Source organism: Lactococcus sp. LG1267 (genome assembly GCF_017309545.1).
In the GTDB taxonomy this organism is placed as follows: domain Bacteria; phylum Bacillota; class Bacilli; order Lactobacillales; family Streptococcaceae; genus Lactococcus; species Lactococcus petauri.
The window spans coordinates 2,044,226-2,062,205 of record NZ_CP071295.1 but is presented as its reverse complement, the minus strand read 5'-3'; the positions used below and the strand labels follow the sequence as shown (position 1 = coordinate 2,062,205).

Annotated in this window: 23 protein-coding genes and 1 other annotated feature; of the genes, 18 read left to right on the top strand and 5 right to left on the bottom strand. The window is 37.6% G+C overall.

Annotation, left to right across the window (positions count from 1 at the left end; genetic code table 11):
* The first annotated feature begins 51 nt into the window (after positions 1-51).
* Genes J0J33_RS10060 through J0J33_RS10050 form a run of 3 tightly spaced genes read left to right on the top strand, consistent with a single transcriptional unit; the run spans position 52 to position 1,011 of the window.
* Positions 52-378: a PadR family transcriptional regulator gene (locus J0J33_RS10060; RefSeq protein ID WP_206887760.1), complete on the top strand. Its 327-nt coding sequence runs from the start codon at positions 52-54 to the stop codon at positions 376-378.
* Positions 378-737, top strand: a complete 360-nt coding sequence (locus J0J33_RS10055) for a DUF1048 domain-containing protein (protein ID WP_061414632.1) — start codon at positions 378-380, stop codon at positions 735-737. The genes J0J33_RS10060 and J0J33_RS10055 overlap by 1 nt, the downstream gene beginning before the upstream one ends.
* Position 738: 1 nt before the next feature.
* Positions 739-1,011 carry a DUF1048 domain-containing protein gene (locus J0J33_RS10050; protein ID WP_019294245.1) on the top strand — a complete coding sequence of 91 codons (273 nt, stop codon included), beginning with the start codon at positions 739-741 and terminating at the stop codon, positions 1,009-1,011.
* A 39-nt stretch (positions 1,012-1,050) separates the two neighbouring features.
* Here the strand turns inward: J0J33_RS10050 and J0J33_RS10045 are convergent, their stop codons facing one another.
* Positions 1,051-1,221, bottom strand: a complete 171-nt coding sequence (locus J0J33_RS10045; protein ID WP_014025228.1) for a DUF3042 family protein — start codon at positions 1,219-1,221, stop codon at positions 1,051-1,053.
* A gap of 32 nt (positions 1,222-1,253) precedes the next feature.
* Positions 1,254-1,433 (bottom strand): DUF3042 family protein, encoded by a 180-nt coding sequence (locus tag J0J33_RS10040; RefSeq protein ID WP_117517836.1) that lies wholly within the window; start codon positions 1,431-1,433, stop codon positions 1,254-1,256.
* A 187-nt stretch (positions 1,434-1,620) separates the two neighbouring features.
* On the opposite strand from J0J33_RS10040, the gene J0J33_RS10035 reads away from it, so the two are divergent.
* The 12 genes from J0J33_RS10035 to J0J33_RS09980 all read left to right on the top strand — a co-directional run bounded on the left by J0J33_RS10035 (position 1,621) and on the right by J0J33_RS09980 (position 12,339).
* Positions 1,621-3,042, top strand: coding sequence for a polysaccharide deacetylase family protein (locus J0J33_RS10035; protein ID WP_206887757.1), 1,422 nt, complete (start codon positions 1,621-1,623; stop codon positions 3,040-3,042).
* A gap of 132 nt (positions 3,043-3,174) precedes the next feature.
* Positions 3,175-4,068, top strand: coding sequence for a tRNA (adenosine(37)-N6)-dimethylallyltransferase MiaA (gene miaA / locus J0J33_RS10030; protein WP_019294242.1), 894 nt, complete (start codon positions 3,175-3,177; stop codon positions 4,066-4,068).
* Entirely contained in the window at positions 4,058-4,726 is a 669-nt protein-coding gene (locus J0J33_RS10025; RefSeq protein WP_165719931.1) for a hypothetical protein, read from the top strand. The genes miaA and J0J33_RS10025 overlap by 11 nt, the downstream gene beginning before the upstream one ends.
* A 48-nt stretch (positions 4,727-4,774) precedes the next feature.
* Positions 4,775-5,668, top strand: a complete 894-nt coding sequence (locus J0J33_RS10020) for an SPFH domain-containing protein (protein ID WP_017368540.1) — start codon at positions 4,775-4,777, stop codon at positions 5,666-5,668.
* Positions 5,669-5,762: 94 nt separating this feature from the next.
* Entirely contained in the window at positions 5,763-6,923 is a 1,161-nt protein-coding gene (locus tag J0J33_RS10015; protein WP_206921729.1) for a family 20 glycosylhydrolase, read from the top strand.
* A gap of 90 nt (positions 6,924-7,013) precedes the next feature.
* Positions 7,014-7,140 (top strand) — a sequence feature (ribosomal protein L20 leader region).
* Positions 7,141-7,195: 55 nt separating this feature from the next.
* Complete coding sequence (gene infC / locus J0J33_RS10010; RefSeq protein WP_003136834.1) at positions 7,196-7,690, top strand: translation initiation factor IF-3; 495 nt, start codon at positions 7,196-7,198, stop codon at positions 7,688-7,690.
* A gap of 29 nt (positions 7,691-7,719) precedes the next feature.
* A complete protein-coding gene (gene rpmI, locus J0J33_RS10005) occupies positions 7,720-7,920 on the top strand; it encodes a 50S ribosomal protein L35 (protein WP_003133063.1) in 201 nt (66 codons plus the stop codon).
* Between the two features lie 254 nt (positions 7,921-8,174).
* Positions 8,175-8,534, top strand: coding sequence for a 50S ribosomal protein L20 (rplT, locus tag J0J33_RS10000; protein ID WP_003133061.1), 360 nt, complete (start codon positions 8,175-8,177; stop codon positions 8,532-8,534).
* A gap of 61 nt (positions 8,535-8,595) precedes the next feature.
* On the top strand, positions 8,596-9,081 hold the full coding sequence (locus J0J33_RS09995) for a GNAT family N-acetyltransferase (RefSeq protein ID WP_206921728.1): 486 nt from the start codon (positions 8,596-8,598) through the stop codon (positions 9,079-9,081).
* A 128-nt stretch (positions 9,082-9,209) separates the two neighbouring features.
* Complete coding sequence (eno, locus tag J0J33_RS09990; protein WP_003133057.1) at positions 9,210-10,511, top strand: surface-displayed alpha-enolase; 1,302 nt, start codon at positions 9,210-9,212, stop codon at positions 10,509-10,511.
* Positions 10,512-10,648: 137 nt separating this feature from the next.
* A complete protein-coding gene (locus tag J0J33_RS09985; protein WP_165719990.1) occupies positions 10,649-11,380 on the top strand; it encodes a demethylmenaquinone methyltransferase in 732 nt (243 codons plus the stop codon).
* A gap of 122 nt (positions 11,381-11,502) precedes the next feature.
* Entirely contained in the window at positions 11,503-12,339 is an 837-nt protein-coding gene (locus J0J33_RS09980; RefSeq protein WP_206887747.1) for a glyoxalase, read from the top strand.
* Between the two features lie 48 nt (positions 12,340-12,387).
* Here J0J33_RS09980 and J0J33_RS09975 read toward each other — a convergent pair whose 3' ends face one another.
* Positions 12,388-13,368, bottom strand: coding sequence for an aromatic acid exporter family protein (locus J0J33_RS09975; protein WP_086583146.1), 981 nt, complete (start codon positions 13,366-13,368; stop codon positions 12,388-12,390).
* Between the two features lie 224 nt (positions 13,369-13,592).
* On the opposite strand from J0J33_RS09975, the gene J0J33_RS09970 reads away from it, so the two are divergent.
* Positions 13,593-14,123, top strand: a complete 531-nt coding sequence (locus J0J33_RS09970) for a hypothetical protein (protein ID WP_206887744.1) — start codon at positions 13,593-13,595, stop codon at positions 14,121-14,123.
* A gap of 48 nt (positions 14,124-14,171) precedes the next feature.
* Here the strand turns inward: J0J33_RS09970 and J0J33_RS09965 are convergent, their stop codons facing one another.
* Positions 14,172-14,570, bottom strand: coding sequence for a VOC family protein (locus J0J33_RS09965; protein ID WP_206887741.1), 399 nt, complete (start codon positions 14,568-14,570; stop codon positions 14,172-14,174).
* 185 nt (positions 14,571-14,755) lie between these two features.
* On the opposite strand from J0J33_RS09965, the gene J0J33_RS09960 reads away from it, so the two are divergent.
* Both J0J33_RS09960 and J0J33_RS09955 read left to right on the top strand, forming a co-directional pair.
* Positions 14,756-15,673 carry a magnesium transporter CorA family protein gene (locus J0J33_RS09960; protein WP_003133025.1) on the top strand — a complete coding sequence of 306 codons (918 nt, stop codon included), beginning with the start codon at positions 14,756-14,758 and terminating at the stop codon, positions 15,671-15,673.
* Between the two features lie 41 nt (positions 15,674-15,714).
* The gene (locus J0J33_RS09955) at positions 15,715-17,406 is read left to right on the top strand and encodes a bifunctional lysylphosphatidylglycerol flippase/synthetase MprF (RefSeq protein WP_206921727.1); all 1,692 of its coding nucleotides are present in this window, start codon (positions 15,715-15,717) and stop codon (positions 17,404-17,406) included.
* Positions 17,407-17,475: 69 nt separating this feature from the next.
* Here the strand turns inward: J0J33_RS09955 and J0J33_RS09950 are convergent, their stop codons facing one another.
* Positions 17,476-17,913 carry a universal stress protein gene (locus J0J33_RS09950; protein WP_003133021.1) on the bottom strand — a complete coding sequence of 146 codons (438 nt, stop codon included), beginning with the start codon at positions 17,911-17,913 and terminating at the stop codon, positions 17,476-17,478.
* Positions 17,914-17,980: the final 67 nt, after the last annotated feature.

The following is a 17,980-nucleotide window of genomic DNA, read 5'->3' as shown; positions in this document are numbered from 1 at the left end:
TAATGTGTGTTACTATATAGTTGTACTAAGTAATACATATTAGAGGTTGTAATGGAAAATAATACGGAAATGCTCAAAGGTGTTTTAGAAGGTTGTGTCTTACAAATCATCAGCCAAGGTGAAACATATGGTTACGCCATCACACAGCAATTAAAAGAATTAGGATTTACAAATGTTGCAGAAGGCACAGTTTACACGATAACTTCTCGCCTTGAACGACAAAACTTACTGGAAACGGAAAAAAAAGCCTCAGAGAAAGGTCCATCACGTAAGTCTTTTAAGTTGAATACTGCAGGAAAAGAGGAACTAGCAGCTTTTTGGTTCCGTTGGGATTTCATCTCAGAAAAACTTTCTGAGATAAGAAGTAAGGAGAAATGATGAATTTTTGGGAGAGAATAACAGGAAAAGATATGACTGTGGCAAGGGCAGATTTTTCAGCAAGAGTGAAACGTCTGCCGGAGAGTTACCAACGCATATGGGCAGAGCTTGATGGAGAAATCCAAAGATATAGTGATTTGACAGGGCGAAATCTGATCCCCATCATGAGTAGCTTACTTGAATTTTTTGAAGAAACAGCATTTGATCATGAAGATGTATCGGCTGTTATTGGTGAAGATAAGGAAGCTTTTGTTGCGGAACTGTTCGACCAACGGCGACCTATCCCCAATAAATCCTACCGAGACAAATGCCGTGAGCAACTTAATCAAAATGTAGCAAAAAAATTAGGGAGGCAATAAAATGAAGCTCAAGGAAATCATCGAAGGAAAAAAAGAGTGGTACACTCTGCAAAATGCAGTGAAAAAACTGCCGAAAGATTATAGTATTGTTTATAAGGAGATTCAGAGATACTATTTTAAGATTGGTGTATCTGATCTTCAGGTTTTTGAAGAATTGCTTACAATTTTTGAAGACGGTGTGAAGCGCAATCAAGTTGTGCTTGATGTTACAGGAAAAGACGTTGCCGCCTTTAGTGATAGCTTGCTTGATCAAGAAGAGAATTTTGACAAATAAAAAATGCGTTCTACCTCTAAGTAGTACGCATTTTTTTAATTAATGAGCAATACGTTTACGATTTGCTTTTTTACGACTTTCTTGTGCAAACTCCCATTTGTGTTCAATCGGGTCAACAACACGTTTTTTGTAGATTGCGCCTGCAGTGAACAAAGCAGCAAGAGTGACAATGTTACCGGCAACGAAACCAGTGATGAGATTTTTATTCATAGGTAGACCTCCAAAAGTAATTTTAGTAAGTTTTAGCGCGCAAGTCGTTTGCGTTTTGCGCGTTTTTGATTTTCAGCAAAAGCGTCTTCTTTAAAGGTAGGACGCATTTCCGCATCAATTAATCCTTTATGTCTAGCAACCATTACCGCAGTACCGGCAACCGTTATTTCAATGGCTTTACCTATTAGGTAGCCTTTAAGATATTTATTCATGCTTTCCTCCTTATAGTCTACAATAATCTTACACTTTGATAAACTTATAAAGTTATTATAACATTTGTAAGGCTCTATCCCCAATATTTTAAGCTTCTTTTCCTAGAAAGTATACTAAATATTTGAAAGTGTCAAAAATTATTGTTATCTTAACAGTAGAGATAATAGAGGAGAAAAAGAGGCAATTATGAAGAAGAAATGGCTGAAAGCAGGCAGTGTCTTACTCGCGCTTACGATCGTTTTGGGAGCAGCCAGCCTACTGGTAAGAATAACAGAAAAAGAAAACAAGAAAACTTCCGAAAATACTTATATTCGAAGTACAGCGTCTAAAGGAGTAGGTATTGAAACGAAGGAGGAAGATCAAGGCTATCATATCTTGATGAATTATCCCAAGACAAAAAATAAAGTGATTAATCAAAAGTTGGAAGAATTTTCCAATAAAGAACTATCTTCTTTTAAAAACTGTACACCAGAAAAGGATACGGCTGAGAAGGGTTCGTTGTTTCAATCCTTTGAAGCTTATGAGTTTTCCCCAAATATCGTAAGTTTCAAATTTAATGTGATGCGCAGAAGCAATGCGCGTGTCCAAGCCGAAAACCAAGTCATCACTAAAACTTATAATTTGAAAGAAAATAAGGAATTACAGCTTGCTGATTTATTTAAGAATAAGGCCGATCTCAGCAGTGTCGCACAAAATATTTATGAGAAAATGGTGAAGCTCAAAGAGAATTCAAACCAGAGAACCAAGCAGGTGTTAAGCGAGGGCTTACAGCCGATGGAGAAAAATTTTAATGCCTATATCTTGGATAATAAATGCCTGGATTTCTTTTTGAGACCTGGTCAAGTCAACAGTAGCACAAACTTATATACGAAAGTTTCAGTGCCCCTGAGTGAGTTAGGAGAGATAGTTAAACCGCAGATTCTAGTGGGAAATTTAAAAGAAGAAGCGCAACACTCGAAAATAAAAATTCCTTCTGCCCAACAGGTGCAAAGTAAAGCGCTGGCTCATAAGAAATTAGTGGCTTTAACTTTTGATGATGGACCAGATCCACAGACGACACCACGCTTGCTTTCCATTTTAAAGAAGGCAAATGTCCCTGCAACATTTTTCGTACTCGGAAACCGTCTTGAAATGTATCCAGAATTAGTTAAAAAGGAACATGCTTTAGGAAATCAAGTGGGATCGCATACTTATAATCACGAGAATCTACCACAGCTTTCAGCAAAACAAGCCCAAGATGAAATCAAAAAAACTTCAGATTTGATGCAGAAGACAGTGGGGATTCGTCCTCAAGGTTTACGTCCTCCTTACGGTGCCACAACACCTCAAATTAATAAAATAGCACAAACTCCGATTATTCAGTGGAGTGTGGATTCTTTAGATTGGGAAAGTAAAAATGTGGATCAGATTGAACAAGTTGTCATGAATGAAGTTTATGATGGCTCCATTATCCTCATGCATGATATTTATGATACATCTGTCGATGGAGCAGCAAGAGTTATTCAAAAGTTAAAAAATCAAGGTTACACCTTCGTCACAGTCAATCAACTCATACAAGCACGGGGCAAACTTGAAAATTCTCACGTTTATTATAATGCAACACGATAAATGAAATCCTCATGTGTAAGATGAGGATTTTTATATGGTAAAAGAGTCACAAAACGGAAAAATGTTATAATAAAAGAATGTATCTTCATACACAGGACAAAAGAAATAAGAAAAAATAATAGAAAATAATATATGAAAAAAAATAAAGTAATTGTCGTGGTCGGACCAACAGCTGTAGGTAAAACAGCTTTGGGAATTCAGCTGGCCCAAGTTTTTGATGGTGAGATTATTTCAGGTGACTCGCAACAAGTATATCGTGGCCTCGATATTGGTACAGCCAAGGCAAGCTTGGAAGAACAGGCCGCAGCAGTGCATCATTTAATTGATGTACGAGATGTAAATGAGAATTATTCTGCCTTTGACTTTGTTCAAGAAGCTACCGTTTGTATAGAACAAATTATTTCTCGCGGTAAGCTTCCAATTATTGTCGGTGGAACGGGACTTTATATTCAGAGTCTAGTTGAGGGCTATCACCTGGGAGGGCAAGAAAATCATGAGGCAATGATGGAGCTGCGTCGAAGATTAGAGGAACTTTCTGATGAAGAGTTATTTGCGCGTGTTCCCCAAAATATTCCTGAGCTAAATCGGAGAAGAGCAATACGTTTTCTTGAGCTGGAAGCTTTTGGTACAGGTGAAAATCGAGTGTCTGACTATGAGTTTTGTCTCCTCGGTCTGAATGCTGAAAGAGCAACACTCTATGATCGAATCAATCATCGGGTAGACGGTATGTTGGAGCAAGGCTTGCTTGAAGAAGCACAAACTTTATTTGAAAAATACCCAGAGGTTCAAGCTGCAAAAGGAATTGGCTATAAGGAGTTTTTTCCTTATTTCTCAGGAGAAATCTCACTTGAAGAGTCAGTAGAACTTGTAAAAAGAAATTCACGAAGATATGCTAAACGTCAATTGACTTGGTTCCGCAACCGGATGAATGTCAATTTTTATGATGTCTTTGCTGAAGATTATCCAGAAAATGCTATAATATGTGCAAGAGAATTTTTAAATATGGAGGAAAAAAGTGAAAAATAAGGAATATATTGATTTAGGTTTGAAATACGGAGGCTACATGGCTCAAGATCGTGCCTTTTTGGAAAATCGTTTAGCAAATTTAGACGATGAAAAGGAGAAAATGCTGTTGGTTACTCCGCCATCAAGTGTAATCAATGCTTATTTTGCAGAGCTTTATCAAAAACGTTCTCCACAAGATGCTACAGACTATTTCTTTGAGTTATCACGTGATTTGGAGATGTTTCAGGACCAGCCAAATTTTCATCTTGAAGGAAAAGAAGGCACAGAAAATTTCCGCTTTATGCGCTTAAATCTATCAGGTAAATCTTTTGGTTTTTGCTACCGCAATGCCCAGGAAGAAGCAGTTGTCTTTAGTGAGTTTCCCCTGAAGATGACGGCTCAAATCATTTATGAAGTCGCACAAATTTTTCCACATTATGTTTTGAAACAAGAAGGCGATTATATCATTATGAGAAAAGCGAATTTTGAAGGTCAATTCACTGATGCACAGGAACTATCAGATTTGACAACGGCTGATGAAAATGAGGACTATATTCGTTTGACGGGCTATAATTTTGAGGATTTGGTGCTTCAAGCTGAAAAAATTCGTTATATTCACCCTCTCTTGTATCAAGCAGAGCAAAATAAGTGCTACATGTACATTTCTAAAGGACTTTGATTGGAATATTCTAAAAATTAAAGTATAATTAAAAGAAAGGAGAGTTTTATGTTAACAGTTTCACTTATTATTACCGTGCTCGTTATTATTATCATTTTGGCGAGTGCAGGAACATTGTTTTATGTTATTAAACAACAAACGGTTGCAATCATCGAACGATTTGGGAAGTATCAAACGACCTCTTCGGCTGGCTTCCATGTGAAATTACCTTGGGGAATTGATCGTGTTGCGGCACGGATTCAACTTCGTCTTTTGCAAAACGAAATGACCGTTGAAACAAAAACAAAAGATAATGTTTTTGTGACCATGAATATCGCAACACAATACCGTGTCAATGAAGAAAATATTAAAGATGCTTACTATAAACTGATGAACCCTTCTGAGCAAATTCAAGCCTACATTGAGGATGCGCTTCGATCTGCTGTGCCTAAGTTGACTTTGGATGAAGTTTTCGAGAAAAAAGATGAAATCGCTCTGGAAGTACAGCATCAAGTTGCAGAGGAAATGACAACATACGGTTATATTATTGTTAAAACATTGATTACACGTGTAGAACCTGATGCCGAAGTTAAGCAATCGATGAATGAAATTAATGCCGCGCAACGTAAACAAGATGCATCGCAAATGCTTGCAAATGCAGAAAAAATAAAAATCGTTACTTCGGCCGAAGCCGAAGCGGAGAAAGATCGCTTACGTGGTGTGGGTATTGCTGAACAACGTAAAGCTATTGTTGACGGACTCGCTCAACAAATTATTGAAATTAAAAATACTGGGGCAAGTTTAACAGAGGACCAGATTATGTCTATTCTTTTAACCAACCAATACCTTGATACGCTTAATCAATTTGCTGATGCCGGAAATTCTACAATCTTCCTTCCAGCCAGTGCAGATGGTATAGAAGACATGCGTACACAAATTTTGAGCGCATTGAAAGCAAAATAAAAAGTCGTCTTCGGACGCTTTTTTATTGGGGTTTTTGTTGTTCTATTTTCATTTTGTTATAATTTTTATATAGTTGGATAAGGAAAAGGTGTCTATGAATAATAGAAAAGTCTTCAGTGTATGTGCGGTAGTAGGGATAGTTGTATTTTTAATGACGATGATAAATCAAACAGAAGTAAAAGCGGAAAAAAATTTAACTCAAATACTACCAGAAAAAGGAATTGCTTTAGATATTTCCCGTAAGTTTTATAAAGCAGAAGTTATCAAACAATTCATAGATGATTTAAGCAACTATCCTAATAGTTTTCTCCAGTTACACATGTCTGATAATCAAAATTTAGCTGTGGAGATGGCTGCGGTCGGTCAAACAACAGATAAAAATGCGGTTTATCAAGACGGACAATGGTTGAATACACAAACCAAACGGCCATTTCTTTCGAAAAATGATGTGATGGATTTGGTCTCCTATGCCCGATCAAAGAACGTTGTTTTAATTCCAGAGATAGAAGCTCCGGCACATATGCAAGCTATCCTCGAACTTTTAAAGATCAATGATCCTAAGCGGTATGAGGCTATTAAATTACCTGATGGAGCGCCAGAACAGTTTAATCTGATTGATTACACAAAAGTAGAAGCTATTGATTTTGTCCAAGAGATGTTAGCAGAATACACGCCACTTTTTGCTGGGCAAGCGAAAGCTTATTTTCATATCGGTGTTGATGAAATTGACTGGTTGCCTGTAGAATCAAATAGGAACTTAGTGAACTATGTGAATACTTTGGATAATTTTTTAAAACATCAAGGTTATACTACAAGGATGTGGAATGATCGAGTGGCTAAGGCAGATCTTGCGGACTATAATAAAGATATCCAGATTACTTATTGGTCACAAATTGGTGGTTGGGATATTAATAGCACTGATGAGCGCGCAAGTACCGGCCGAAAATATACGGCAAGCGCTCAAGAACTTTTAGATGCAGGTTTCCAGCTTTTAAATTACAATGCTTATTATACCTATTTCTTGCCGGGACAGCGGATGTGGCAGCCAGAAAGTTATGCCTATACGATTAACGATTTGGTTGCAAATTGGGATCTTTCAAAATTTGAGCTGAACAGTGGAAAACAAGTAAATTCAACAGAAAACGTTATAGGTTCAGCACTTACTTTTTGGGGTGAAGAAGCTGGAGATTATACAGATAGTCAAATTCAACAAAAAATGCAAAGTTTTGTGCAGCCTTATTTAAAAAAAGAATGAACAAAGATGCAAAAAATAAGTAATTTTGAAGATTAAGTGAAAAAACAAAATTATTGTTGACATAAGAAATATTTGTGGTATAATAGAGAAGTTGAAAAGCAGAAGCACCCGCTTCTCGCCTGAGTGGTAATAGCCCTGGGCAACAAAATGGAATTATTCACAAAACGAATGTTTTCATTAGCGGGGCGCATTATGCGTTCCGCTTTTGTTTTTCTAAAAAATTTTTTAGAAGGAGAATAGACATAGCAAAGCAAGACAACAGAAAACCTTTGATGAACGGTCAAATCCGTTCACGCGAAGTACGTCTTATCGGTGCTGAAGGCGAACAGCTTGGTGTTACACCTACAGCTGTTGCACTTACTCAGGCCGAGGACCTTAACATGGATTTGGTTTTGATTTCAAATCAAGAACCACCAGTTGCCAAAATCATGGATTACACTAAATTCATGTTTGAGCAAAAGAAAAAGCAAAAAGAAGCTAAGAAGAAACAGGCAACTGTTACTTTGAAAGAAGTTCGTTTGAGTCCAGTCATTGATAAAAATGACTTCAATACAAAACTTCGTCAAGCAACTAAGTTCCTTGAAAAAGGAGACAAAGTTAAAGTTTCGATTCGCTTTAAAGGTCGTATGATTACTCACCAAGATGTGGGTCGTCAAGTAATGGATGAATTTGCTGAAGCAGTGAAAGACATCGCTGTAGTAGAGCAAAAAGCCAAAATGGATGGTCGTCAAATGTTCTTACAATTGGCACCAATCAAAAAGAACTAAGTTCTTATTATTAACCAAGGAGAATTAAAATGCCAAAACAAAAAACTCACCGCGCATCAGCTAAACGTTTCAAACGTACTGGTAATGGCGGTCTTAAACGCTTCCGCGCTTACACTTCACACCGTATGCACGGTAAAACTGTAAAACAACGTCGTCAACTCCGTAAAGGCCGTATGGTTTCAGCAGGTGACTTCAAACGTATCCGTCGTATGGTTGCGAACATGCGTTAATAACAGTCCTGTGGACTGTTATGCATGAGAGCAATTGACGCGTAGGCGGAAGCCGTACAAGGAAGAACATGCGTTAATAACAGTCCTGTGGACTGTTATGCATGAGAGCAATTACTCTCCCCAGTAACATTTCACGACTGATTAACTCATAAGCATTACATAAGACTTATAGGATTTCACTCGAAATCAATCAACCATTTAAATTAACTGTCGATGACAGGATAAAAATTTTCTAAGAAACAAGGAGAACACACATGGCACGTGTTAAAAATAGCGTTGCAACTCGCAAACGCCGTAAACGTATTTTAAAACTCGCTAAAGGTTACTACGGTTCTAAACACCGTCTTTTCAAGACAGCTAAAGAACAAGTAATGAACTCATACTACTACGCATTCCGCGATCGTCGTCAAAAGAAACGCGACTTCCGTAAATTGTGGATTGCACGTATCAATGCAGCTGCTCGTATGAATGGACTTTCATACAGCAAAATGATGCACGGTTTGAAATTGGCTGAAATCGAAATCAACCGTAAAATGCTTGCTGATATCGCTATTGCTGACGCAGCTGCTTTCACAGCTCTTGCTGAAGAAGCTAAAAAAGCATTGGCTAAATAATTTTGAAAACTTCCTTTTGGAAGTTTTTTTATTTATAAAATTGAAAGTAATCTGTTATACTATGGCTATGAAGTTAATCGCTTACAATGATACCTACAAACAAGCAGTTATTGATTTGATACTCTCTATTCAGAAGGAAGAATTTGGAGTTGCTGTTGATTTGGCAGATCAACCCGACTTGCAAGATATTCATACACATTACAGCCAATTTTGGCTTGCTGTTGATGAAGAGAAGGGAGTTGTTGGGACACTTGGTATCGTCAAATTTAATACACAACAAGCTGTTCTGAAAAAGATGTTTGTCAATGTTGAATACAGAGGGAAGTCTGTTGCACAGCTTCTTTTGGATAATTTGTTTGAATACTGTCGCATAGAGAATATCAAAGAAATTTATCTTGGAACTGTTAAACAATTCAAAGCGGCACATCGTTTTTATGAAAAAAATGGCTTTCTATCTATCAATGAAAAAATACTGCCTGAACACATGCCAAGAATGGAGGTGGACACGATATTTTATAAAAAAAATATCACAGAAATAAAAAGTTGAAATGTAACCGCATACCTTGTATAAAAAGCCTTTTAGCTTGTTTTTCACTTGAAATAAGGGCGGAAAAATAGTAAAATCATAGTGTATTAAAAAGTGCAGAAAGCACTTAAAACAATAAGGAGATAAAAATGTCAATTATTACTGATGTTTATGCTCGCGAAGTCCTTGACTCACGCGGTAACCCAACAATCGAAGTTGAAGTTTACACTGAAGACGGTGCATTCGGACGCGGTATGGTACCTTCAGGTGCTTCAACTGGTGAACACGAAGCTGTTGAACTCCGTGACGGTGACAAATCTCGTTACCTCGGTCTTGGTACTCAAAAAGCTGTTGACAACGTAAACAACGTAATCGCTGAAGCTATCATCGGCTACGAAGTTACTGAACAACAAGCTATCGACCGTGCAATGATCGCTCTTGACGGTACAGAAAACAAAGGTAAATTGGGCGCTAACGCTATCCTTGGTGTTTCTATCGCTGTTGCTCGTGCAGCTGCTGATGAACTTGGTGTTCCACTTTACAACTACCTTGGCGGATTCAACGCTAAAGTATTGCCAACTCCAATGATGAACATCATCAATGGTGGTTCTCACTCAGACGCTCCAATCGCTTTCCAAGAATTCATGATCGTACCAGTTGGTGCACCTACATTCAAAGAAGCGCTTCGTTGGGGTGCTGAAATCTTCCACGCATTGAAGAAAATCCTTAAAGCTCGTGGTCTTGAAACTTCAGTTGGTGACGAAGGTGGATTTGCTCCACGTTTCGAAGGTACTGAAGATGGTGTAGAAACTATCCTTAAAGCTATCGAAGCTGCTGGCTACGAAGCTGGCGAAAACGGCGTTATGATCGGTTTCGACTGTGCTTCTTCAGAATTCTACGAAGACGGCGTTTACAACTACGCTAAATTCGAAGGTGAAGGTGGTGCTAAACGTACTGCTGCAGAACAAATCGATTACCTTGAAGAATTGGTTAACAAATACCCAATCATCACTATCGAAGATGGTATGGACGAAAACGACTGGGATGGTTGGAAAGCCCTCACAGAACGTTTGGGTAACAAAGTTCAACTCGTTGGTGACGACTTCTTCGTTACAAACACTTCTTACTTGGCACGTGGTATCAAAGAAGAAGCTGCGAACGCTATCTTGATCAAAGTTAACCAAATCGGTACTTTGACTGAAACATTTGAAGCAATCGAAATGGCTAAAGAAGCTGGTTACACAGCTATCGTTTCTCACCGTTCAGGTGAAACTGAAGATTCAACAATCTCAGATATCGCCGTTGCTACAAATGCTGGCCAAATCAAAACTGGTTCACTTTCACGTACAGACCGTATGGCTAAATACAACCAATTGCTTCGTATCGAAGACCAATTGGGTGAAGTTGCCGTTTACAAAGGTCTTAACGCATTCTACAACCTTAAAAAATAAGGTTTAGAGAGCAACTAATGCTTTAAGAAACATTCCTTCTATGCTTAACTTTTAAACATAGGAAGAGTGTTTTTTTGTTTGCAAATTGAGAGACAAGAAGCAATGGTGTAAAGGTTAGCTTATGCTATAATGAGTACATGAATAAGGTTAACGAAGAACGTGTACACGAAATATTTAATAATATATCCACTGATTATGACAAAATGAATGCAATCATAAGTTTCAAACAGCATGACTTATGGCGGGATAAAACCATGAAAAAAATGGGGAATTTGTCCGGCATGACTATTTTGGATTTGTGTTGTGGTACTGGGGATTGGACATTCGACCTTTCAAAAGCTGTGGGTCAGAAGGGTAAGGTCGTGGGCTTAGACTTTTCTGAAAATATGCTGAAAGTTGCCCAAGCTAAACTTGATAAAAAAGACAACAACAACATTGAATTTATTCAAGGAAATGCTATGGCTATTCCTTTTGAAAAGGAAATGTTTGATGTAGTTACGATTGGTTACGGCTTGAGAAATACTCCTGACTATCTCACAGTATTACGAGAAATTTTTCGTGTCTTAAAACCCGGAGGAAAAGTAGTGTGTATTGAAACTTCTCATCCGACTTTGCCTATTTACAAGCAAGCATTTGAACTTTACTTTAAAAAAGTGATGCCTTTTCTGGGTAAGGTTTTTGCCAAGTCTTTGAGAGAATACCAATGGCTTCAAAAATCTGCAGAGAATTTTCCTGATGCAAAAGCTTTGGCTTTGTTATTTAGTAAGGCTGGATTTTCTACTGTAAGCTATCAAAAATATGGTGGTGGAGCCATTGCTACGCACTTTGGGACCAAAGACTTTCCTGTAGCAAAAGAAGACTCAAAATAAATTTAGAGCGACAAAAGACTTTGTTTACGTTTGTAAACAAAGTCTTTTGCTTTCTGAATTTTAAGTGATATACTAACAACATATAAAGAACGAAGTAAAATTCAAAAGAAATGAGAATAAGTATGTACACCCAACCCTTTAATATTAAAACTATTACTTTGAAAGCTTCCAATCGACAAGTCATGCGTTATTTTTATGAGGAATTATTAGGCTTTTATCTTGCAGAGGAAACAGAAGATACACTTTCTTACTCATTCAGAGAAAAAGAAGTTCCTTTTTTGAAACTTGAGTTTGGGGGAATTTCTAGTCCAGAAAAAACAACCGGACTTTTTCATTATGCTATTCTTTTTCCCAATCGTGCCTCAAAAGCTGGACTTATTGAACGACTCATTAAGGCAAAATATCCGCTAGGAGCGGGGGATCATCTCGTAAGTGAGTCTTTCTATCTTAGTGATCCTGAAGGAAATGGAATAGAACTCTATCATGATCGCGATCCGAAAAATTGGAAGTGGGATGGTGAGGGGCAGGTGGAAATGGGGACCTTTGCTGTTGATGTTGAGGCTGTTTTAGCAACAAAAAAAGAAGGAAAATTTAGTTATCCGGCAAAAATGAGTATTGGACATCTCCATTTCACAGGAAATTCTCTCGCACAGGCTGATACACTCTTTATTAATATACTTCAGACGGATTTAGTTGCGCGAGTGGGTAATACAGCTCATTTTTACTCGCAAAATCATTACCATCATCACTTTGCGACAAATCTCTGGGAAGGGACAAGCTTGAAAAAACGAAACCTACACAAAAATGGTATTTTAGCTTGGGAGATTGAAGTTGGAAAAGAATATTATGAAGCAGTTTTGGAAAGACTGGAGGCAGCGGAAAGGACTTATGAAAGAAGAAGTAAGAGCATTATCTTAGAGGATCATGTCGGAGTGCAACTTGTAATAACGCAGATATAAAAAACCTTGCTGGATCATATGAGCAACAAGGTTTTTTATATTTTCAGTTTAGGAAGCATTGTTGGTCTGATTCAATGCAAAAGTATTTTTTTCTTGAATCAGTAGTTCAAGCAACTGGAGCACTTGGAAAAGACCTGCACGATTTTCAAACTCTTCACGTGTTTGAGGCAAGTCCATCTGACGATAATGAGAATAAGCATTTTCTATTTTCTTTAAGAGCTCACTGCCGTCATTATGTGCAGCATAGGTGAGTGACAAAGTTTCAAAAATGTTAGAAATTTCGGCGATATGTGTGCTGTCCACATCTATTTCTTCTAGTTTCATAATAATATCTTTGAGCAGTGTAATTTGGATATGGCGCATGTCGAAATAACGTTGATAAAATGTATTATTTCTTAAAAGATTATTCTCTGATTTTTCAGTAGCAATCTTACTGCTGGCATCGATAAGTTCCAACAGGTTGTCACACTGAGCAACAAGATCTTGGAGATCTTGCTTTTGATTTAAACAGATCACGAGATGTGCTGAAATATTTTTGAATTCCTTTTCTAAAATATTGAGATTGTTTTCTAATAATCTTTCATTACTTGGCATATATATGTTTGCCAAAAGTGCTAAACCTACCCCAATAAACATTAATGAAAACTCATTTCCTACGAGAGGAAAAGTTATTTCTTGAGCTAGAAGGTAGTGGGAAAAAAGAACGGAGTTTACGACAATACCTTCACTAGTATTTGTGGCGACAGAGATGGGAATAAATAAAAGTAAGAAAATACCAAAAGATAAAGGTGTAAAATTAAATAAATTTAAAACGATGAAGGCGAGTAAAGTAGCGATGATAAGTCCTAAAACACGCATAAAGCCTAAACGTAAGGTACTTTTCTGCGTGTTCGTAATGGAGAGAATGGCAATGATTCCTGCACTGGTCGCAGATTCTAAGTGGAAAAATTGTGCAATAATAATGGCTAATGTTGCACAAATTGCTGTTTTGATTGTTCTTTGCCCTATTTTGATATGGCTGTAGTTCACATTTTGTCTCCTTGTGATAGTATATAAGCAGTGAAAGACATTTCTCAAAGACATAATGTGTTTTGAGAGCTTTCTTAACTAGAGTAATTATACCAAAAAATAGGATAGAAACAGAGGCAACACTTTCAAAATTTTAGCTAAGAAGAGTTTCTTTTGTGTTTCAGAGCAAATGAGACGAGTGGAATGAAAAAACTGTGTATAATAGAATAAAGGAGAAAAAACAGATGAAAAAGTATATTATTGTAGGGATGTTTTCGTTCTTACTCGGAGCAATAGTAGCCTTAGGGATATCTAATATTACTCAATCACCTGCTACACCGATGGCAAAGGAAAGTTCTAGTTCCTCGACGTCCAAAACGGAGAGGAGCTCTTCAAGTAGTTCCTCTGAAGTTAAAACAACTCCATCTTCCACTTCAACAAGTAGTAGTGAACAGTCTATCTCTTCTCTCTATCATCTTGTCCCACCTCAAAGCGCCTATAAGAATTTAATTGTAGCTAAGACAGCGGAAGCAGAAGCTTATATCCAAACCAATGGTTACAATCTTATCAGTAAAACGAATAAGGACTTGAATGAAAAATCACTCATCAGCGAAGCATCTACAGAACTGCCGAATCCGGTTGATACCTCCGGGAAAGAAAGCTATCTTTACTTTTGGACAAATGATGCGCAAGCAAACGAGCTTGGGGCCGTTCGAATGGATAATAAAGTTGTTTTCTTTAAAGCTACAGATGAATACTTAAGTCGTTTGAATTAAAAAAGACAGGATGTAAATCCTGTCTTTTTTTGTAGGAAAAGTATTAACTCACATAGCCATCCATACAGGCTCTAAGCAGTTTCCGTCTGGATCTTGAACTTCAAGACCATACATGACGTCCTCAGGGATGCCATTTTCTAAATGAAGGGATTGTCCGCCATTTTGACTGGCAAGTTTGCCGAATGCTTTGACAGCATCCGCACTTGGAAGAGTAAAGGCAGCAAGGGCACCACTCACTTTGTGTGTATCAGCGATTGTTTTATCACCAATGAATGTTTGGTAGCGCTCATGCGAAAGTAACATGATATAAAAATTTTCATCCCAGACCATACAGCTTACTAAGTCGTCTGAAAAATCAGAATTCTTTTCGAACCCAAGCTTTTCATAAAAGTCTGTGGAAACCTGAATATCTGAGACCGGAAAGTTGACGAAAACCATTGTCGACATATGAAATCCTCCTTAAAATAAATTTTATGTCAGAACATTCTTAACTTTAACCTAATTGTAGCATAAATCATATTTTTCATGGCTTGATTGGTTTAGAAAATGCTCTCAAAAAAGTAAGGTGAAAATCATGGGAGAAAACAGCGTTTGAGACGTTTATTTAAGAGATTTTCTGTTAAAATATAACTATGATTAAAAACTATGAATTGTCAGCTGAACATCGGCTAGTCTCTACGGCAGAGATGAGGAATTTTACATACGTACTTAATCCGACGCGCGAAGAAATTGGTAGTGTCTCGGAGTACTTTCAACTGCCCTTTGACTACCTTAGCGGCATTCTCGATGATTATGAAAACGCCCGTTTTGAAACGGATGATATCGATAATAATCTGATACTTTTACAATATCCAGCCTCATCAAGCTATGGCGAGGTAGGGACATTTCCTTATTCTTTGATTTGGACAAAAAATGAAGCGGTCATTTTAGCTTTAAATCATGACATTAAGGGAGAACATATATTCGGTAGAGAATATAGCTCTACACGCTATAAGCATGAAATTATTTATCAGGTTATGTATCAAATGACACATGACTTCCATGATTATCTACGGGAATTTCGTCTCCGTCGTCGTCGGCTTGAGGTAGGAATCAAGAACTCAACAAAAAATGATCAAATTGTTGATATGATTGGTATTCAAGCCAGCCTTATTTATTTTGAAGATGCTTTGAACAATAATCTCGAAGTGTTGAAGAAATTTATTGATTATCTGCGTGAAGAAGATGAAGATGGTTTTGCTGATAAAATTTACGATATTTATATTGAAACGGATCAGGCCTACACGGAAACACGTATTCAGCTTAAACTGTTACAAAATCTACGTGATTTATTCTCAAATATTGTGTCCAACAACTTGAATATTGTCATGAAAATCATGACTTCAGCAACCTTTGTTTTGGGTATTCCAGGTGTTGTTGTCGGTTTTTATGGAATGAATGTCCCCATACCTGGCCAGGAAATTAGTTGGGTCATGTGGGCCATCTTAGGGTTAACGCTTATATTTTGTGGCATTGTCGTTTGGGCTTTACGCAAAAAGGACATGCTGTGATCGTTTAACAATTACAAGTTATCATAAAGGAACAGTTATTCATGTATAGATTACGTATTTTTGCACAAAATTTAGCAATCTTCCTGTCCGTAGTGATTGATATTGGAGCAATTTTAGCTTTTTATTTGCATCGATCACCTGTTTTGAGAGAGTATTTTCCTTCCTATAGTTTCATGCCGCATTATATTTTAGGCTTTGCTTTAGGGCTTTTGGGCCTTTTGGTCTCTCTCAATCTCTACCGACGGGTAAGGTCAGCTTGGATTATTACGATCGTCGTTCAATTTGTCATTCTGCGCTTGAACTTTATTTCTACTCAAAGGTTTTTTAGTATTGGTTCACTCCTTTCACTTATCATTCTGGTTGTTCTCGGACTTACTTATCGTGATTTTAGTCGAACAATGGACCGTAATTATGCAAAAAAGGCAGTGTTTCTCGGTTTCATCCCACTTGTTTTGGCTTTCTTTAACACCTTACTGAGTTTAAGTTTTTTGAAACGCGATTATTTAGGAAATCCAGATGTCTATTCTATCTTTAAGCAATCCTTGCATTTTCTTTTTACAATGGACATTCGGCAAGCGCATTTCAATTCTCATGTACATGGTTTTTATATGGTTGGCCTGATTATCATCACTTGGATTTGTGTGATGTTGGCACTCTATTATATCTTAAAACCGTTGGTATATTACCCGATATTGAGCGGGCGTGAAAAAGAAAAAGCAATCGCACTTGTTGAAAAATATGGTCAAAATCCGATGGCTTATATGACTATCGATGGTCAAAAATCTTATTTCTTCAGTGTTACTGTTGAGGGGATGTTGGCGTATACCGTCGTAAACAATGTACTCGTTGGTTGTGGGGATATCGTTTGTGACCCTAAAGATGCTGCTCGTTTTATGGGAGAACTGGTTCACTTTTCTCGTCGGAATGGATGGAAAATCTTGTTTATGGACATTACAGAAACGATGCGTTCTGCTTATGAATCTTATGGTTTTTCGATGATTAAGATTGGTGAAGATGCCTGTTTACGTTTAGAAGACTTTAACCTTAAAGGAAAGAAAACAGCAAAGGTTCGTGCCAATATCAATCACGCGCGCCGCTTAGGTATTACTGTTGAAGAATACAAGCCAAACGAAAAACGAGATATAAAAATTGAAAATGAACTTCAAGAAATCTCAGACGAATGGTTTGGCTCCAAAGGCCCCGAGCTTGGCTTTATGTTAGGAGGCTTGGCTTTAGAAAATTCTCTCGGTCGCCGTTATTTTTACAGCCGTGATGAAGCGGGAAACATGTTGGCTTTTGTAATTTTTGTTCCTTATGCTGAAGGCGAGGAAAGAGGTTATATGGCTGATGTTACGCGCCGCCGTACGCAAGTACCTAATGGTTCTATGGAAGTGTGTCTTCTACAAGCCTTTGAAACAATGCGCGAGGAGGGAGTGACTTGGGGGAATCTCGGTCTCTGCCCTTTGGCAAATATTCAAGATGACGAGGACAGTAGCAAAGTTACAACACAGCTCTTCCAGTTTATTTATGAAAATATGAATGGCGTATATGGCTTCAAGGGGCTTTATCAAGCCAAGAAAAAATGGAATCCAAGTGATTGGCAAGCGCGTTATATTGCTTATGCGCCCAAACCTTTCAGTTTCAGCTATTCATACGCTATGTTGAAGGCTCAAAATCCTAAAGGGATAAACAAACTAATCCTTGAGAAACTCCGGACAAAGATTGAAAAATAAAAGCACCGCAGCTTTTGCGGTGCTTTTTCTTAATAAAAAACCTCTCAACGAGAGGACGAAATATAACAATTATTTACGGACGACAAGGGTATCACATGGCGCATTTTTAATGATATAGTCAGCAACAGAACCGATAAAGATACGTTCAATGTAGCTCAAACCAGTTGCACCAAGAACGATAAGGTCAATGTTTTCTTCTTTTGGAAGTGTTTGTCCCAACATAACTTTTGGTGAGCCGAATTCGACACGAGTAGTTACTGTTTTTACACCAGCGTTTTTCGCTTCAGTTGCAAAGTCATTAATGAGGTTTTCAGCACCTTTATGTGTATCATCAGCTACGACAGAATCATAAGCAGAAATAGACTGAAATGCACGCAAGTCAATGACGTTAGCGATGACTAATTCGGCATCGTTACGAAGAGCAGTGGCAACAGCTTTATCAAAGGCTTTTGTTGATTCTACAGAACCGTCAAGACCAACGAGGATTTTTTTGTAATTATCGAGCATAGTGGGACTCCTTTTCTTTTTTTTACTATACTCTAATTTTACTCTAATTTGAAGCATTTGTAAAAGA

Bases quoted from the DNA above. Each gene is read 5' to 3' on its own strand.
- J0J33_RS10050 (WP_019294245.1), top strand. From the start codon at position 739: ATGAAGCTCAAGGAAATCATCGAAGGAAAAAAAGAGTGGTACACTCTG.
- J0J33_RS10060 (WP_206887760.1), top strand. From the start codon at position 52: ATGGAAAATAATACGGAAATGCTCAAAGGTGTTTTAGAAGGTTGTGTC.
- infC (WP_003136834.1), top strand. From the start codon at position 7,196: ATGAACGGTCAAATCCGTTCACGCGAAGTACGTCTTATCGGTGCTGAA.
- J0J33_RS09970 (WP_206887744.1), top strand. From the start codon at position 13,593: ATGAAAAAGTATATTATTGTAGGGATGTTTTCGTTCTTACTCGGAGCA.
- J0J33_RS10040 (WP_117517836.1), bottom strand. From the start codon at position 1,433: ATGAATAAATATCTTAAAGGCTACCTAATAGGTAAAGCCATTGAAATA.
- J0J33_RS09965 (WP_206887741.1), bottom strand. From the start codon at position 14,570: ATGTCGACAATGGTTTTCGTCAACTTTCCGGTCTCAGATATTCAGGTT.
- J0J33_RS09960 (WP_003133025.1), top strand. From the start codon at position 14,756: ATGATTAAAAACTATGAATTGTCAGCTGAACATCGGCTAGTCTCTACG.
- J0J33_RS10055 (WP_061414632.1), top strand. From the start codon at position 378: ATGAATTTTTGGGAGAGAATAACAGGAAAAGATATGACTGTGGCAAGG.
- J0J33_RS10015 (WP_206921729.1), top strand. From the start codon at position 5,763: ATGAATAATAGAAAAGTCTTCAGTGTATGTGCGGTAGTAGGGATAGTT.
- J0J33_RS09950 (WP_003133021.1), bottom strand. From the start codon at position 17,913: ATGCTCGATAATTACAAAAAAATCCTCGTTGGTCTTGACGGTTCTGTA.
- J0J33_RS10035 (WP_206887757.1), top strand. From the start codon at position 1,621: ATGAAGAAGAAATGGCTGAAAGCAGGCAGTGTCTTACTCGCGCTTACG.
- J0J33_RS10045 (WP_014025228.1), bottom strand. From the start codon at position 1,221: ATGAATAAAAATCTCATCACTGGTTTCGTTGCCGGTAACATTGTCACT.
- J0J33_RS09955 (WP_206921727.1), top strand. From the start codon at position 15,715: ATGTATAGATTACGTATTTTTGCACAAAATTTAGCAATCTTCCTGTCC.
- J0J33_RS09995 (WP_206921728.1), top strand. From the start codon at position 8,596: ATGGCTATGAAGTTAATCGCTTACAATGATACCTACAAACAAGCAGTT.
- J0J33_RS09980 (WP_206887747.1), top strand. From the start codon at position 11,503: ATGTACACCCAACCCTTTAATATTAAAACTATTACTTTGAAAGCTTCC.
- miaA (WP_019294242.1), top strand. From the start codon at position 3,175: ATGAAAAAAAATAAAGTAATTGTCGTGGTCGGACCAACAGCTGTAGGT.
- eno (WP_003133057.1), top strand. From the start codon at position 9,210: ATGTCAATTATTACTGATGTTTATGCTCGCGAAGTCCTTGACTCACGC.
- rpmI (WP_003133063.1), top strand. From the start codon at position 7,720: ATGCCAAAACAAAAAACTCACCGCGCATCAGCTAAACGTTTCAAACGT.
- J0J33_RS10020 (WP_017368540.1), top strand. From the start codon at position 4,775: ATGTTAACAGTTTCACTTATTATTACCGTGCTCGTTATTATTATCATT.
- rplT (WP_003133061.1), top strand. From the start codon at position 8,175: ATGGCACGTGTTAAAAATAGCGTTGCAACTCGCAAACGCCGTAAACGT.
- J0J33_RS09985 (WP_165719990.1), top strand. From the start codon at position 10,649: ATGAATAAGGTTAACGAAGAACGTGTACACGAAATATTTAATAATATA.